The sequence below is a fragment of the Aurantiacibacter zhengii genome (assembly GCF_003584125.1).
Lineage (GTDB): Bacteria > Pseudomonadota > Alphaproteobacteria > Sphingomonadales > Sphingomonadaceae > Alteraurantiacibacter > Alteraurantiacibacter zhengii.
Genome location: NZ_QXFL01000003.1, coordinates 1 through 13,706 on the forward strand (window position 1 = coordinate 1; position 13,706 = coordinate 13,706).

A 13,706-nucleotide genomic window follows, 5' to 3' on the forward strand; every position below is an offset into this window, starting at 1 on the left:
TAGCACATTGGGAAGCTGCCTCTCGAAGGCAGCGCTCGCCTTGATGGAGACAAGGGCGCGTAGCGCCCGCAGGCTTCATCAAGGCGGTCATGACCGGTCATCAGGTCTCTAAAGTGAAGTTGTCGACTCAACACTTTGGAGACAGACCGACCATGACCAAGCTCAGTTCTACACCCGCCGATGCCGTGCTGGTAGCCATCGATATGTCCAAGCACCGCCAGGAGGTCCTCATCGAACGCCCGGAGGGCGGGCGGCGACGGCGTATGACAGTGATGGCGACGAAGACCGATTACGATCGCCTTGCGTCCGATCTGGCTGATATTGGCAGACCGATTGTGGTCGGCTTCGAGGCGACCGGTAACTATCACCGCACCTTGGCGCACCGCATGCTCACAGCAGGTTTCGAACTGCGCCTGATCTCGTCCGTAGCCCTGGCCCGGACCCGAGAGGCTCTACATAATGGCTGGGACAAGAACGACTCCAAGGACGCGCAGGTGATCTTGCATATGCTGCGGATTGGCGCCACCCAGCGCTACGTCGATCCGCTTGCCGCCGGGATTAACGATCTGCAGGAGATGTCGAAGACACACGAGGCCATCTCCAAAGCCAAGACCCAGACCTGGCACCGGATCCTGACCCATTACCTGCCCCTCTACTTCCCAGAGATCGAGCGCTTCGCCGGCAACAGCAGGTCTGATTGGTTTCTTGCCTTGCTCGAGCGGTTTCCGACGCCCGGGAGCATGACAGCGCTTGGCCAGGAAGCATTCACGCGCGAGGCGTGGTCACTGGTCGGTCGCAAGGTCTCCAAGGCTCGATTAATCAACGATATTTACGAGACCGCCTGCGCATCCGTCGCACTGCCGGTCGATGAGGATTCTGTGGCGATTGCCATGTTTCGCATGGTCATCGCGCAAGCGCGCAGTCTGATCCGCCAACGCGACGAGATCGAGCGAACCGCCCATGCCATGCTCAGCGAGAACCGTGACTACCAGCTGCTTCGTATGATCCCTGGCATCGGCCCGATCAACGCGCTGACCATCCTTGCCGAGGCCGGGGACCTTCGACGGTTTGCCCACCATCGCCAGTTCCTCAAGTTCTGCGGACTCGATCTGGCCACCTGCCAGTCCGGCACATTCCGCGGTCGGACCAAGCTTTCCAAATATGGTAATGCTCGGTTGCGCCGCACTTTCTGGATGGCCGCACAAGTCGCCGCTCGCCAACGCGACAACAGCTTTCGCGATAAGCTGGGTCGATACATGGAAGGACACGCCAGCGACCCTGATCGCCGCCGCAAGGCAATGACTGCACTCACCGCCAAGATGGCGCGCGTCGCGCACGCCGTCATCAAGACGGGAACCGAGTACCGCCCGTTCCTCGAACGGGCGGACACCAGATGGAAGGACCCCTCTCTGCTGTGCCGTGAGGGCGCAACTGCGACCCTGTAGATAATGTTCGGGCCTTCCATCTGGCATCCGCATCTCATTTTAAGGACGGTTAGGACCACGACCGATGCGGCCGCTGGATCCTGTGTTTGCTATGGCCGAGAGCGCATTCCTTGACGATGGAAGCCATCTGGATCAAAAAGACATTTGCGCCGGTCATGATCGGCGCAACGAGACCTGCTGGCCTTGTCCCACAGCTGCTTCCCGACCTAGGACGTTGTCGCTGACCACTGTGTACGGCTTGCCGCGCAGCCCGATCAGGCTGCTCAGCTCGCGGGCGACCCGCGCACCGGAGAGCGACGTATCGGCCACCAGCGCCAGGCACTCCCGCGTGTAGTCATCGACCACGCACAGGATGCGGAAGCGCCGACCACAGATCAGGCTGTCGGATACGAAGTCGAGGCTCCACCGCTGGTTCGGACCATCTGGCAGCACCATTGGCCTGCGCGTGCCCAGTGCCCGTTTGCGACCGCCACGCCGGCGCACCCGGAGCCCTTCCTCGCGATAGATGCGCAGCAGCTTCTTGTGGTTGGGCCGCATGCCTTCCCTCGCCAACAGGTAGCCCAGGCGGCGATAACCGAACCGGCGACGTTCCGCCGCCAGCTCGCGCAACCGTTGCCGCAGCGCCCCGTCATCCGGCCTCGTCGGCTCGTAACGGATCACCCTGCGGCTCACACCGACCAGACTGCACGCCCGACGCTCGCTCAGCCCGTGCTGCTCACGGGCGTGGGCGACGGCTTCCCGCTTGGCGCCGGGCGTTACCATTTTTTTGATGCCAGATCCTTCAGCACCACGTTATCGAGCATCGCCTCGGCCAGCAGTTTCTTCAGCCGACTGTTCTCCTGCTCGAGCGTCCGCAGCCGCCGGGCATCGGACTGAGGTGGTCCCGCCTATTTGGACAGGTTTGCGGCTAAGATAAGCTCATCCGTGTTGTCATGCCGCCATTGTGGTGATCAGATCATGGGGGGCATGCCCCCCATGATCTGAAGCGTCGATTTGCCCATATGCCTCGGCCGGGGTTTTGCCCGCAAGGCGTGAATGAGGCCGATGATGGTTGTAATAGGCAAACCACCGGCCCAGACCGGCGCGCAGTTCGGAACCCGTCTCGAAAGCGTGCAGGTAGACGCACTCGTACTTCACGGATCGCCACAGGCGTTCGATGAAGATGTTGTCCATCCAGCGCCCCTTGCCATCCATGCTGATTTTCACTTCGGCCGCCCGCAGCATGCCAGTGAAGGCCTGGCTGGTGAACTGGCTGCCCTGATCAGTGTTGAAGATGTCCGGCTTACCGTATCGGACCATAGCCTCTTCCAGCGCTTCGACGCAAAAGGCAGCATCCATGGTGTTGGACAATCGCCAGGCGAGCACCTTGCGGGTCGCCCAATCCATGATCGCGACCAGGTAGAGGAAGCCCCGACGCATCGGCAGGTACGTCACATCCGCGCACCACGCCTGGTTCGGCCGCGTGATCTCTAGATCGCGCAGTAGATAGGGATAAATCCGATGCTCCGGGTGCGGATCGCTGGTGCGCGGGCGCTGGTAGATCGCCACCAGCCCCATCTTCGCCATCAACCGCCGCACCCGGCGGCGTCCCACCGCGTGCCCGAGCCGTTGCAGGTGCCGCGCCATCTGCCGGCTGCCGTACCACGGGCAGTCCATGAACACCGCGTCGATCACCCGCATCAGCGCCAGCATCTCCTCGCTCTGGGGCACAGGGGTGTAGTAATACGACGACCGGCTGATCGACAGCAGGCGGCATTGCCTCGTGATCGACAGGCGTGGGTGAGCAGGCTCGATCATTGATCGCCTCTGGCCCGCGCTCATCGACCGGAGGCTTTCGCTAAAAAATCGCGTTCCACCAGCAACTGCCCGATCTTGGCGTGCAACTTCTCGATTTCCGCTTCGGCCTCCGCCTTCGACGCTTGCTCCCCACCGTCGAACAGGCCGGCCATTCCCTCCATCGCCTGGCGCTTCCACGCCCCGATCATCGTATGGTGGACCCCGTGCTTGGCGGCCAGTTCCGCCAGCGTCAATTCGCCACGGATCGCCTCCATCGCTACCTTCGCCTTGAACTCCGCGCTGTAGCGCTTTCTCGTCTTCTTCATTCCCGTCCGTTCCTCACGTCGCGATGAGCTTAGCACCCTGTCCAGATTTCCGGCACCACCTCAGACACCTCCAACCCGCCAAACTTCGACTTCCACTTGTAGAACGTGGCTGAGCTGATCCCGTGACGGCGACACACCTCCGCCGTCGGCATGCCAGCCTCCTGCTCCTTCAAAACCGCGATGATCTGCTCTTCGCTGAACCTGCTTCGCTTCATTCTCGTCCGACTCCTTCGCGTCGGACTCTACCAAAAACCGGTCACATTTCAGGGGAGCACGTCAAACGCCTTCGAGCGCGTAGCGATCGCGCTGCCGGTTCAATGGCTTATGCGAGCCGAACTTCTCGAACAGGAGCATGGCAAGAAAGCCCGGCCCGAACATACCGCGCGGCGTGACATGGAATGGTGCTGGAGGCTGGGAGATCTTCTCGCAGGCACGGCAGGCGAACTTCTCGCGAACCGTCTGGATCACCTTCCACTGACGCGGGATAACTTCGAGCGTCTCGGTGATGTCTTCGCCGAGCTTCGCCAAATGATCCGAGCCGCAACACGGGCAGCTTACAGGAGAGGGAATGACGACACGCTCGCGCGGCAGGTGCTCAGGGAGGCGACGCTGCGCCGGGCGCTTGCGGGTGAAGGCGCGGACTGTAGTTGAACGCGCGGCAAGCTCAGCCAGTGCTTCGTCTTCGCTGGCGCTCATCTCGGCTTCCTCGAAGCCCATCTCGAGTTGGCCAGCGAGCCGGATACTGCGCTCGGAGCGCTGGCCGAACAGCTCACGCCGCATCTTGGCGTTCTGCAGTTCGAGGAACGCATTGCGTGCTTCGAGATCGGAGTTGATCGCATTCACCCGGGCCGCTTCCGCCTCAGCTTGAGCGAGACGCAAAAGCGCTTCTTCAAGACTGGAAATCCGAGGCTGTTCGGGCGTCTCCATCGTGCTGAAATGACTAGCACAAATGGCTGGAATCGCGAAGCAATATTACCCCGCTTTGAGAGAATTTTGTACCCCTTATCCGGCCATCCGCGGACGCCAGGTGGCCTGCGGATTACGCCAGTCGATGCCCTCTAACAAACACGACAGGGCCGATGCCGAAATCGACACAACACCGTCCTTTGCCGAGGGCCAGATGAAGCGGCCACGCTCGAGCCGTTTGGCGTAAAGCGACATGCCGATCCCGTCGTGCCACAGGATCTTGCACAGCGATCCGGTCCGTCCCCGAAACAGGAATAGATCGCCGGCGACTACGTCCCTATGCAGACCATGCTGGACCTGCCGGGCAAGGCCCGGCATCCCCTTCCTCATATCCGTATGGTCCATCGCGATCCAGATCCGCGCATGGCCCGGTACCGGGATCATCCGCGCAATCCCTCCAGCGTCACCGAGACGAGCGAAGGCGGTGCATCGGCTGTGATACGCAAGTGACTACCGCCAATATCGATCTCGATCACCGCGGCGAGCGCGTCCGAATACGGCCGTGCCGGCGTGTCGTCGATGACCACCGAAGCGAAACCCTCTTCGGGCTCGAGCGCTGGAGCGGGATCGAGCAGTTCCTTGCGCCACCGGTAGAGCTGCGCCGGCGCAATGTCCGCCTCCCGCGCGATCTCCGAGACATTGGCACCGGGCTCCATCGTCGCTTCGATCAGATCCAGCTTCTCATCGTCGCTCCAGCGTCGACGACGTTCGACACCCGTAAGTACTGTCACTTCGTTCATCGCGCCTTACTGACCCCGGTACAAATAACGTTACTAATACCAGGCAGATATCTCAATCGTCCTACCGATCAGCGCAAGGTGGCTCTCTTCGGAGGGTTACGCAGAGAGGGCTCCGGATTGATTTGAAGTGTCGGCCATCGTCAATCGCGGCCACCAAGGAGGTCGCGACGATCGGTCCTACGCCAGGTAGCGTGGTCAGACGTTTGCAACGTTCGTCGGTGCGGCAGATCTTGACCAGCATGTCATCCAGAGCCGACACTCTGGCATCAAGGTCGCGATACTCCTCAACGAGTTGTCGAAACAGGGGCTCGGCCAAGTCCGAGAGTTCGGCGGTCTCAATGATTCTCTCGATCTGCAAGCGGAACCGGGACGCACCAGCGGGCATGACTATGCCATACTCAGCCAAAAGCCCACGCGTGTGGTTGATCAAAGCGGTCCGCTGGACGACCAGCCTGTCGCGCGTTCGATGCAGTGACTGAAGATCCTGCTGCTCGACACTCTTCAGTGGCACGAACCGCATGGTTGGTCTGGCAGCTGCTTCGAAAATGGCTTCGGCATCGACTGCGTCGTTCTTCGATCCCTTCACGAACGGCTTTGCAAAACGCGGATGGATGAGACGCACACCGTGCCCCAAAGACTCGAAGGTGCGACCCCAATGGTGCGAGCTAGCGCAAGCTTCCATCGCGACCAATTGTGGTCGTAATCTGGTCACCGCGCCGACAAGCTTGGCCCGTCCAACCTTGCGCGAAACCACTTCGCCATCGTCAGTTAGCCCATAGATGTGGAAGGACTGCTTGCCCAAATCGATCGCCAGCATGTGCATGTGACGAACTCCTCTGCCCAATTGTTGCTGCAATCTTCTTGGCCCGATTGCGGGAGGCGTCCATCCCATAAGATGAGACCCAAACCCTCCAATACAAAATCGCGCGCCAAGGCTCCTGCGGAAGCGGTGGTGAAGGACATCCGCCGTGCCACTCGGCGCCATTTCTCGGCCGAGGACAAGATCCGGATCGTGCTGGATGGGCTGCGCGGTGAAGACAGCATCGCCGAGTTGTGCCGCGAGGAAGGCATTGCCGAGAGCCTATATTACATCTGGTCGAAGAAGTTCATGGAAGCTGGCAAGCGCCGCCTGGCTGGCGACACTTCCCGTGCGGCGACGACAGACGAGATGAAGGATTTGCGCCGTGAGTCCCGCGATCTGAAGGAATGCGTCGCCGACCTGACGCTCGAGAACCGTCTGCTCAAAAAAAGCATGCTGGCGGATGGGGGAGGCCAAGAATGAGGTATCCCGCAACCGAAAAGCTCGAGATCACCAAGCTGGTCGAGCAATCGCACCTGCCAGCAAAGCGCACGCTGGATCAGCTCGGCATCCCGCGGCGGACCTTCTACCGCTGGAATGACCGATAGCGGACAAGCGGGCCGGAAGGGCTTGCCGATCGGCCATCGGCGCCGAGCCGGGTGTGTAACCGTATCCCGTCCGGGATCCAGGGCCAGATCGTCGAACTGACGCTGGAGCAGTCGGAGCTGAGCCCCCGCGAACTGGCGGTGCGCTTCACCGACGAGCAGCGCTACTTCGTGTCGGAGGCCACGGTTTACCGGCTATTGAAGGCCCACGACCTGATAACCAGCCCGGCCTATGTGGTGATCAAGGCGGCCGATCGCTTCCAGACCACCCGGCCCAATGAGATGTGGCAGACCGACTTCGACTACTTCAAGATCATCGGCTGGGGCTGGATGTATCTGTCGACGGTGCTCGACGATTACTCGCGCTACATCATCGCCTGGCGACTGTGCAGCACGATGCGGGCCGAGGAAGTCACCGACACGCTGGATATGGCTCTGGCCGCCTCGGCTGCGATAACGCGCATGTTCAGCACAGGCCGAGGCTGCTCTCGGACAATAGTCCGAGCTACATCGCGTGCGAACTGGCAGAATACATCGAAGCGCAAGCCATGAGCCACGTGCGCGGCGCTCCGTTCCATCCCCAGACTCAGGGCAAGATCGAGCGCTGGCACCAGACCCTGAAAAACCGCGTGCTGCTGGAGAACTACTTCCTACCTGGCGATCTGGAGGCGCAGATCGAGGCCTTCGTTGAGCATTACAATCACCAGCGCTACCATGAGAGCCTAAGCAACGTGACGCCCGCAGACGCCTACTTCGGCAGAGCTCCAGCCATCATCCAACAACGAGAAAGGATCAAACGCAACACCATCGCACATCGGCGCTTGCAGCACCGCAAGCTTGCCGCCCAACATCAACCCCAAGACAAGGCCGACGCTTCGCTAATTTACGCCGCGAGTGGTGCCAAATGTTCTGACGACTGACACCCAAGACCGGGATATGGTGGCGCGGACCAGCTAAAAGGTAGGAACCTTCGGCTCTCACGGATTACTCAATATCCAGGCCGTCAATACAGGCCATTGCTCCGATGAAGATGCTCGATCGAGCTAAGAGGTGAGCGAAATGACGGTCTTGCTTGATCGTGAATGGCCTCGTCCGCAATCGAATCACACCCCTCCCCAAAGAAATATGGATCGAATTCAAGGCGGTCTGATTGCATCATGGCCAACGTCTTGCTGCCAAAAAACTCCACCTGCGATCCACCCTAGGACCTCGGTGCGACATCTCATGATGCATCGCGTGTATGCGACGAACGGGAATCTTGACATATCGCGAAGCCCGGCTAATTAAGCGCTTGCTTAGCAGAAATGCGCCTGATTGTTTTGGTCAGTCACACGGAGCACCGGGAGGGAAAATATGATAAAGAAACAGCCTGCGAGAAAGGTAATTGGACGCTACTGGTTGCTGGCGGCCTGCGCGCCACTCGCAATGTTTCCGGCAACTGTCTTTGCCCAAGATGATGGGACAACCGAGACGGACGCCCTGGAGGCCGAGGATTCGACAGGTCTCGGTGTAATCGTCGTGACTGCCCAGAAAAGGGAGGAGTCGCTCCAGAGCATCCCAGTGGCCATATCCGCTGTCGCGGGCGAAGCGCTGGAAGCCGGGAGCATTACCAGCGTGACCGATCTCGCTCAGATAACACCCGGTCTAGCATTCAACACTTTCCAGCCTGGCCAGCCGGAGATTTCAATCCGTGGAATCGGAACGAAGGAAGATGGTGCAGGCGCATCGGATTCCACTTTGGTGATGGTTGATGGTGTTTATTTCGCTGCACGTAGCGCATCGAATGTCGATATATTCGATCTGGAGCGGGTAGAGATTCTACGTGGTCCGCAGGGTACTCTCTTCGGCAAGAATTCGATTGGCGGCGTTATCAATTACGTCACGCGCAAGCCTGATAGCACTTTCCGGGCGCGCCTGCGGCAGACCATCGGCAATTACGGCCAGTTTGACACTGCCGGACTTATCAATGTTCCGCTGGCGGATAATCTATTCACCAAATTTTCCTTCAGTCGCCGAACGTTCGATGGATATGACGATTGGATCATTCCCGAACAGGTGGTGGAGCAGTCAAGGGTGCCGGGGACGGTTGAGAGAATAGGTGGGAACAACCAGTTTTCTTGGCGCTGGCAGACCCGCTGGGAGTCGTCTGATACACTGGATGTCCTGCTATCGCTGGACGGCGTGGACGAAGAGCTTGGCAACATCAACCGACAGCCGGTCGGTTCTGCAGGACCGCTCCATGACTGTGGGTGCGCGTCAGATCCTGTTGCCGTGGATATTGCGCTGGGAGGAGCGGACTCCGTTCGCACATATCTCGGTGAGGATGACAATGGCGGGAGCCGCGAGGCTTTCGGTGCGATGATTGAGGTCAACAAGCAGCTTTCCATCGGCACCTTGACCTTCAATGGAGCCTACCGGGAATCCGATTATTTCTTCGAGCACGACGATACTGGTCTGCCTCCTTCTCCGGTCGTAGACCTCACCGGCTCCAATGGAAATCCGAACGATCTCCTGCTTGGCGATCCTTCGATTGGATTCACATTCGACAATACGGATATCATTTGGGAAGATTCCCAACAGTTTACCGGTGAACTGCGCCTTGCGTCGAACGACGGGCCCTTCAACTGGGTAGTCGGTGTCTTTGCTACGTCCGAAGAAATAAACCGTGCAGAAGGAATTCTGTTTACAGCGCTTGCGGATGCATCGCTTGAACCGAATTATGCAATTGCAAACATGCTTTTCGATGGTTGGGCAGTCGCGGGCTTTGCGCAGGGTAGTTACGAGATTACGCCTCGTTTAACTCTAACGGCCGGGGGGCGGTTCTCCTACGAAGAAAAGGAGATTGTAGCGTTTAACGACATGCCGCGATCCCCCTCACTACAACTTGTCCTCTCCCAGTTCGATCCGGCGAGTGGCAGCGACAATTGGGAGAACTTCTCTTGGAAGCTTGCTGTCGATTACGACATTGCAGACGACGTGATGCTGTATGGTACGGTGTCGACCGGTTTCAAGAGCGGTGGATATACTGGCTCCGCCACTACTGCCGCCGGGGCGACTACGCCGTTTGAACCTGAAGAGGCCACAAATTACGAGGTCGGTCTGAAGGGTGATTTCTTCGATAGCCACCTGCGTGTTAATCTGTCTGGCTTCTATGTGGATTACAAGGACCTTCAGGTTACGCGCTTCTTTCAGCCTCCCACATCGGGTGCGGGCGAATTTATCACCGAGAACGCTGCCAACGCTGAGATCCTTGGTCTGGAGGCGGAATTCACAGCCTTGCTAACCGATAACTTGGAGATCGGCGGGTTCTATTCTTATCTCGACGCTACGTTCGAGGACTTCTTTGGAACCCCTGATATCTCCGGAGGGGGTGATTTTTCTGGCAACGTCCTGCGTCAGGCCCCTGAGCATAGCGCAGGCGGGCACATACAGTATGAATTCGATCTCGGTGGTGAGCGCGGGTATCTGGTTGCCAATGCAAACGCACGATACCAGAGTCTCTCATATACGAATGTCGACAATAATCCGCTGGACGTGATCCCCGAGCACACCGTGGCAGACGCTTGGCTTGCTTGGCATTCCAACGATGACCGGTGGATGGTCCAGGCTTGGGTCAAAAATATCACGGACGAGGTCTATCGCACCCATGTCTTCACGCAACGTGGTAATCGGATAGCCTTCGGCACTTTCGCGCCGCCACGGACTTATGGTTTGACGGTTCAATTCGACTACTAAGTTGAGAATCAGGATTGACTGGAGACTCGAAGAGGGTTTTGCCGATAGGGGGCACCTTGCCCCCCCCCCGCTTTTAGACCGAGGTCGGATCCATAGTCTGTTCAGCTTCGTGCTGAAATGAGACCATGCGGCTTCCACTAGCGATGCGCTCACCGAGTTAAGATAAGGAAAAAAACGTGTACGTTGACGTATGCAGAAGTGACGACTTAGCGGATGGCGAGGTTCTGCGCTTCGAGCCTGACGGTTTAGACGAAGCCCTGGCAGTCTGTAAGTCCGATGGTGAATTTTTCGCGGTTTCAGATAAATGCTCTCACGGAAACTGGAGTTTGTCGGAAGGTTTTCTGGAGAACTGTCATATTGAATGTGTGCTGCATGGTTCAGCATTCGATCTCAAAACTGGTTGGCCGGATAAGCTACCGGCGACAAAGCCGGTGAAAGTGTTCGACACTAGGGTCAGAGACGGCGTGGTATCGGTCGATATTTCCTCGGGCAAGGTACGGGAGAAACCAGGCTCCTGAGCAAAATTCCTTGCTCGCTGTCACATGATTTAGATATACCGAGCTGGGCACTGGTTGAGTGCTCAATCTGATCATGCTTAATGATCGGCTGTCGGCAGCAGCATTGTGGAGATTTACAGCGCTACTCTGTCAATTCCGAAACGAACCTCGCAAGCTATTCGTTCATCAATGCCATGTCAGTCGTGACGTGCTCCTCTGAAATGTGACCGCAAATTGGTAGAGTCCGACGCGAAGGAGTCGGACGCAAATGAAGCGAAGCAGGTTTAGCGGAGAGCAGATCATCGCGGTTTTGAAGGAGCAGGAGGCGGGGATGCCGACGGCGGAGGTATGCCGCCGCCATGGGATCAGTTCGGCCACGTTCTACAAGTGGAAGTCTCATCCACTTACATTTGACCTAGGAACTCTGCCCACACAACCATCAAGTCGCGCCGCTTGTCGAAGAAGTCGGTGCGGCGATAGGCGGCTTCAACCTGGTTGCTAAGCTTGTGCGCCAGTGCCTTGTCCGCGACCTCCTTCGGGAAGTCGGTCTTCTCTGCTGCCCAATCGGTGAACGCGGAACGGAAGCCGTGGACGGTTGCACCCTTGATCCCCGCATCGCGCAGTAGCTTGGTCATTGTCATGTCGCTGATGGGTTTCTCGCCATTATTCGAGAACACGAGGCCATCGTCGCTCGTCCGCAGTTTCCAGCGCCGACGCAGAATCGAAACCGCTGCCTTAGAGAGCGGCACGACATGCGTTTCCTTTGCCTTCATGCGCTCGCCGGGGATAGTCCAGGTTGCCTTGTCGAAATCGATCTCGGTCCAGACGGCCTTGCGCGTCTCGCTCGACCGCACGGCGTTGTAGATCGTGAAACGCAGGGCATCGCGGCCCGTGGTGGGTGATGCGGCCGCCAACTCCTTCATGAACGCTGGAATGTCGGCATAGGGCATGGCCTTGAAGTGCTCGACCTTGTCGGTCTGGCGCGGTAATCCTTTGCGGACTGAGCGCAGCGCAGCCTCTTCTTCACGCCATCCCTTGATATGCGCGAAGTCGAGCACGGCACCGATGCGCTGCAAGATCTTGCGAGCAGTATCGGGGATTTCGAGCCAGATCGGCGTGAGCACCTCGACGACGTGGGTGCTGTCCACCTGATCGACGGGCTTCCTGCCGATCAGCGGGAAGACGTGGTTTTCCATGCTGGAAATCCAGTTGCGGTAGTTCTGGTTCTTCCAGCCGTCCTTCAACGCCTCGTAGCATTCGCGCGCTGCGGTTTCGAAGCTCGGCACCACTTTGCGCGACTTGCGTCGCTCGGCAACCGGATCGATCCCAGAGCGAACCTGGCGGCGCAATGCGGCTGCGGCGTCCCGCGCCTCGGTCAGCGTCACATCGAGCGCCGATCCCAATCCGTAATCGCGCCGCCTGCCGTTATGCTGCATCCGCAAGACCCAACTGCGGGAGCCGCTTTCCTTCACGAAAAGACACAAGCCACGGCCATCAACGTAGCGACCGGGCTTGGCGTTCTTCACCTTCAATGCTGTCAGTGCCATAGGTTATACACACCATAAAAATTGTTCCAACTTTCGACCCCACATGATGATCGAAATGCAGGCAATCGGGGGCGATCAACCGTGAACACGGTAGAAGACAAATCCCTGATTTTACAGAGTAGTTATGGACGTCCCGACACTGTCTGCGACAGAAGTTTTAGCAATGTCGGGTGCGCCAGTTTTTCCGCCTCGCGCTAACCGAATGGCAACCAGCGTTGATCTACGGCGCGCTGCATGAATGCGCCTTCGACCAATTTTCGTTTTTCGCCCGGGTTCAAGACCGGGACTGGCCGCACGACGGCCAGCGCCAGCAGCACGTCGATGCGCTGGGCCGCGCTTGGCGAGGCGGGACAGGTGGTGGCGATGCTTGCCGGGCTGGAGGCCGAACATCCCACCAGGGAAATCCGCAATTTCCCGGCGCTCATCCGCGATGCCGAGAAATGGCGGCGCGACCTTGCCGACCAGGGTTGCGCGGATCTGGCCGCAGTGATGGAACCCGGCATAGCCGCGCTGCTGGCGGTGAATGCGCGCGGGGCGGACTGCAAGCCCGCAGCCCTCGCCCTTTGGCGCGAATTCGCCGCAGCTCGCGCCGCCATGCTGGCGCTGTTACCGCCCGCCAGCAAGCTGGGGCCGCGCCGCAGCGCCTGACCCCTTCCGACGAGCCAGTCCCCGGCCGGGAATGCGACATCGCTTGACGATGTTCTTATTACGTTCCACTTTCCGGGCATGGCCGATTCGCTGATCCAACCGTTCGCATCCGACACCCGACACGAAGACACGCTCGATCCCGACGTGCTGCGCTCCCGCGCGGTTTGCCGCGGTATCGGTCGGTTGTTCGCGCGAAACAACGTCTGGGCGCTGCCCGAAATGCCGCTGCGCAATGGCAGACGGGCGGACCTGATGGGCATCGATGCCAAGGGCAAGATCGTGATCGTGGAAGTGAAGACCGCGCGCGGAGACCTGCTGGGCGATGGCAAGTGGCCAGACTATCTCGATTTCTGTGACAGGTTCTACTGGGGCCTGCCGCCGGAACTGGACCGTGCCTGCCTCGACGGCCCGGATTTCCGGCCGGAATGCTGCGGCGTGATCGTGGCCGACGAATACGACGCCGAGATCGTGCGCCCGGCCCCCAGCCATCCCCTGGCCGCGGCGCGTCGCCGGGTGGAAGTCGAACGCCTGTCGCGCACCGCGTTGCGCCGGTTGCAGGTGGCAAGGGATCCGCATTGCAACACCTGGGGCGCGGAACTGGCGGGCTGAGTGGGCATGCGTG

The 13,706-nt window shown here is 59.3% G+C and carries 8 protein-coding genes and 7 pseudogenes; 7 read left to right on the forward strand and 8 right to left on the reverse strand.

The features are described from left to right. Positions 1-152: 152 nt before the first annotated feature. Positions 153-1,449: pseudogene (locus tag D2V07_RS07015) on the forward strand (IS110 family RNA-guided transposase). Between the two features lie 209 nt (positions 1,450-1,658). On the opposite strand, the pseudogene D2V07_RS07020 reads toward D2V07_RS07015, so the two are convergent. The 7 genes and pseudogenes from D2V07_RS07020 to D2V07_RS07050 all read right to left on the reverse strand — a co-directional run. Next, positions 1,659-2,329 (reverse strand): annotated as a pseudogene (locus tag D2V07_RS07020) (DDE-type integrase/transposase/recombinase); the annotation flags it as partial. A gap of 46 nt (positions 2,330-2,375) precedes the next feature. Then, positions 2,376-3,547, reverse strand: a protein-coding gene (locus D2V07_RS07025) for an IS3 family transposase (RefSeq protein WP_119586170.1) whose coding sequence is annotated in 2 segments (ribosomal slippage) — positions 2,376-3,283 and positions 3,283-3,547 — 1,173 coding nt in all. Because the reading frame shifts where the segments join, the coding sequence is not laid out codon by codon here. 59 nt (positions 3,548-3,606) lie between these two features. Beyond that, positions 3,607-3,762: pseudogene (locus D2V07_RS07030) on the reverse strand (transposase); the annotation flags it as partial. Between the two features lie 64 nt (positions 3,763-3,826). Next, positions 3,827-4,474 (reverse strand): annotated as a pseudogene (locus D2V07_RS07035) (IS66 family transposase zinc-finger binding domain-containing protein); the annotation flags it as partial. Positions 4,475-4,549: 75 nt separating this feature from the next. Next, positions 4,550-4,897: an IS66 family insertion sequence element accessory protein TnpB gene (gene tnpB / locus D2V07_RS07040; RefSeq protein WP_119586174.1), complete on the reverse strand. Its 348-nt coding sequence runs from the start codon at positions 4,895-4,897 to the stop codon at positions 4,550-4,552. Continuing rightward, complete coding sequence (gene tnpA, locus D2V07_RS07045) at positions 4,894-5,253, reverse strand: IS66-like element accessory protein TnpA (RefSeq protein ID WP_119586176.1); 360 nt, start codon at positions 5,251-5,253, stop codon at positions 4,894-4,896. Before tnpA ends, tnpB begins: the two co-directional genes overlap by 4 nt. A gap of 112 nt (positions 5,254-5,365) precedes the next feature. Next, positions 5,366-6,076 (reverse strand): annotated as a pseudogene (locus D2V07_RS07050) (IS110 family RNA-guided transposase); the annotation flags it as partial. 72 nt (positions 6,077-6,148) lie between these two features. Here D2V07_RS07050 and D2V07_RS07055 point away from each other — a divergent pair. The 4 genes and pseudogenes from D2V07_RS07055 to D2V07_RS07070 form a co-directional block, all read left to right on the forward strand. Beyond that, positions 6,149-7,502: pseudogene (locus tag D2V07_RS07055) on the forward strand (IS3 family transposase); the annotation flags it as partial. Positions 7,503-8,010: 508 nt separating this feature from the next. Next, a complete protein-coding gene (locus D2V07_RS07060) occupies positions 8,011-10,392 on the forward strand; it encodes a TonB-dependent receptor (RefSeq protein WP_119586178.1) in 2,382 nt (793 codons plus the stop codon). Between the two features lie 176 nt (positions 10,393-10,568). Further along, a complete protein-coding gene (locus tag D2V07_RS07065) occupies positions 10,569-10,910 on the forward strand; it encodes a non-heme iron oxygenase ferredoxin subunit (RefSeq protein WP_098106029.1) in 342 nt (113 codons plus the stop codon). 247 nt (positions 10,911-11,157) lie between these two features. Next, positions 11,158-11,286: pseudogene (locus tag D2V07_RS07070) on the forward strand (transposase); the annotation flags it as partial. Between the two features lie 7 nt (positions 11,287-11,293). Here the strand turns inward: D2V07_RS07070 and D2V07_RS07075 are convergent. Continuing rightward, on the reverse strand, positions 11,294-12,436 hold the full coding sequence (locus tag D2V07_RS07075; protein WP_119586180.1) for a tyrosine-type recombinase/integrase: 1,143 nt from the start codon (positions 12,434-12,436) through the stop codon (positions 11,294-11,296). Between the two features lie 234 nt (positions 12,437-12,670). Here D2V07_RS07075 and D2V07_RS07080 point away from each other — a divergent pair, with 234 nt between their 5' ends. Both D2V07_RS07080 and D2V07_RS07085 read left to right on the forward strand, forming a co-directional pair. Beyond that, positions 12,671-13,084 carry a hypothetical protein gene (locus tag D2V07_RS07080; RefSeq protein ID WP_233548282.1) on the forward strand — a complete coding sequence of 138 codons (414 nt, stop codon included), beginning with the start codon at positions 12,671-12,673 and terminating at the stop codon, positions 13,082-13,084. Between the two features lie 78 nt (positions 13,085-13,162). Next, positions 13,163-13,693, forward strand: a complete 531-nt coding sequence (locus tag D2V07_RS07085) for an MmcB family DNA repair protein (protein WP_119586182.1) — start codon at positions 13,163-13,165, stop codon at positions 13,691-13,693. Positions 13,694-13,706: the final 13 nt, after the last annotated feature.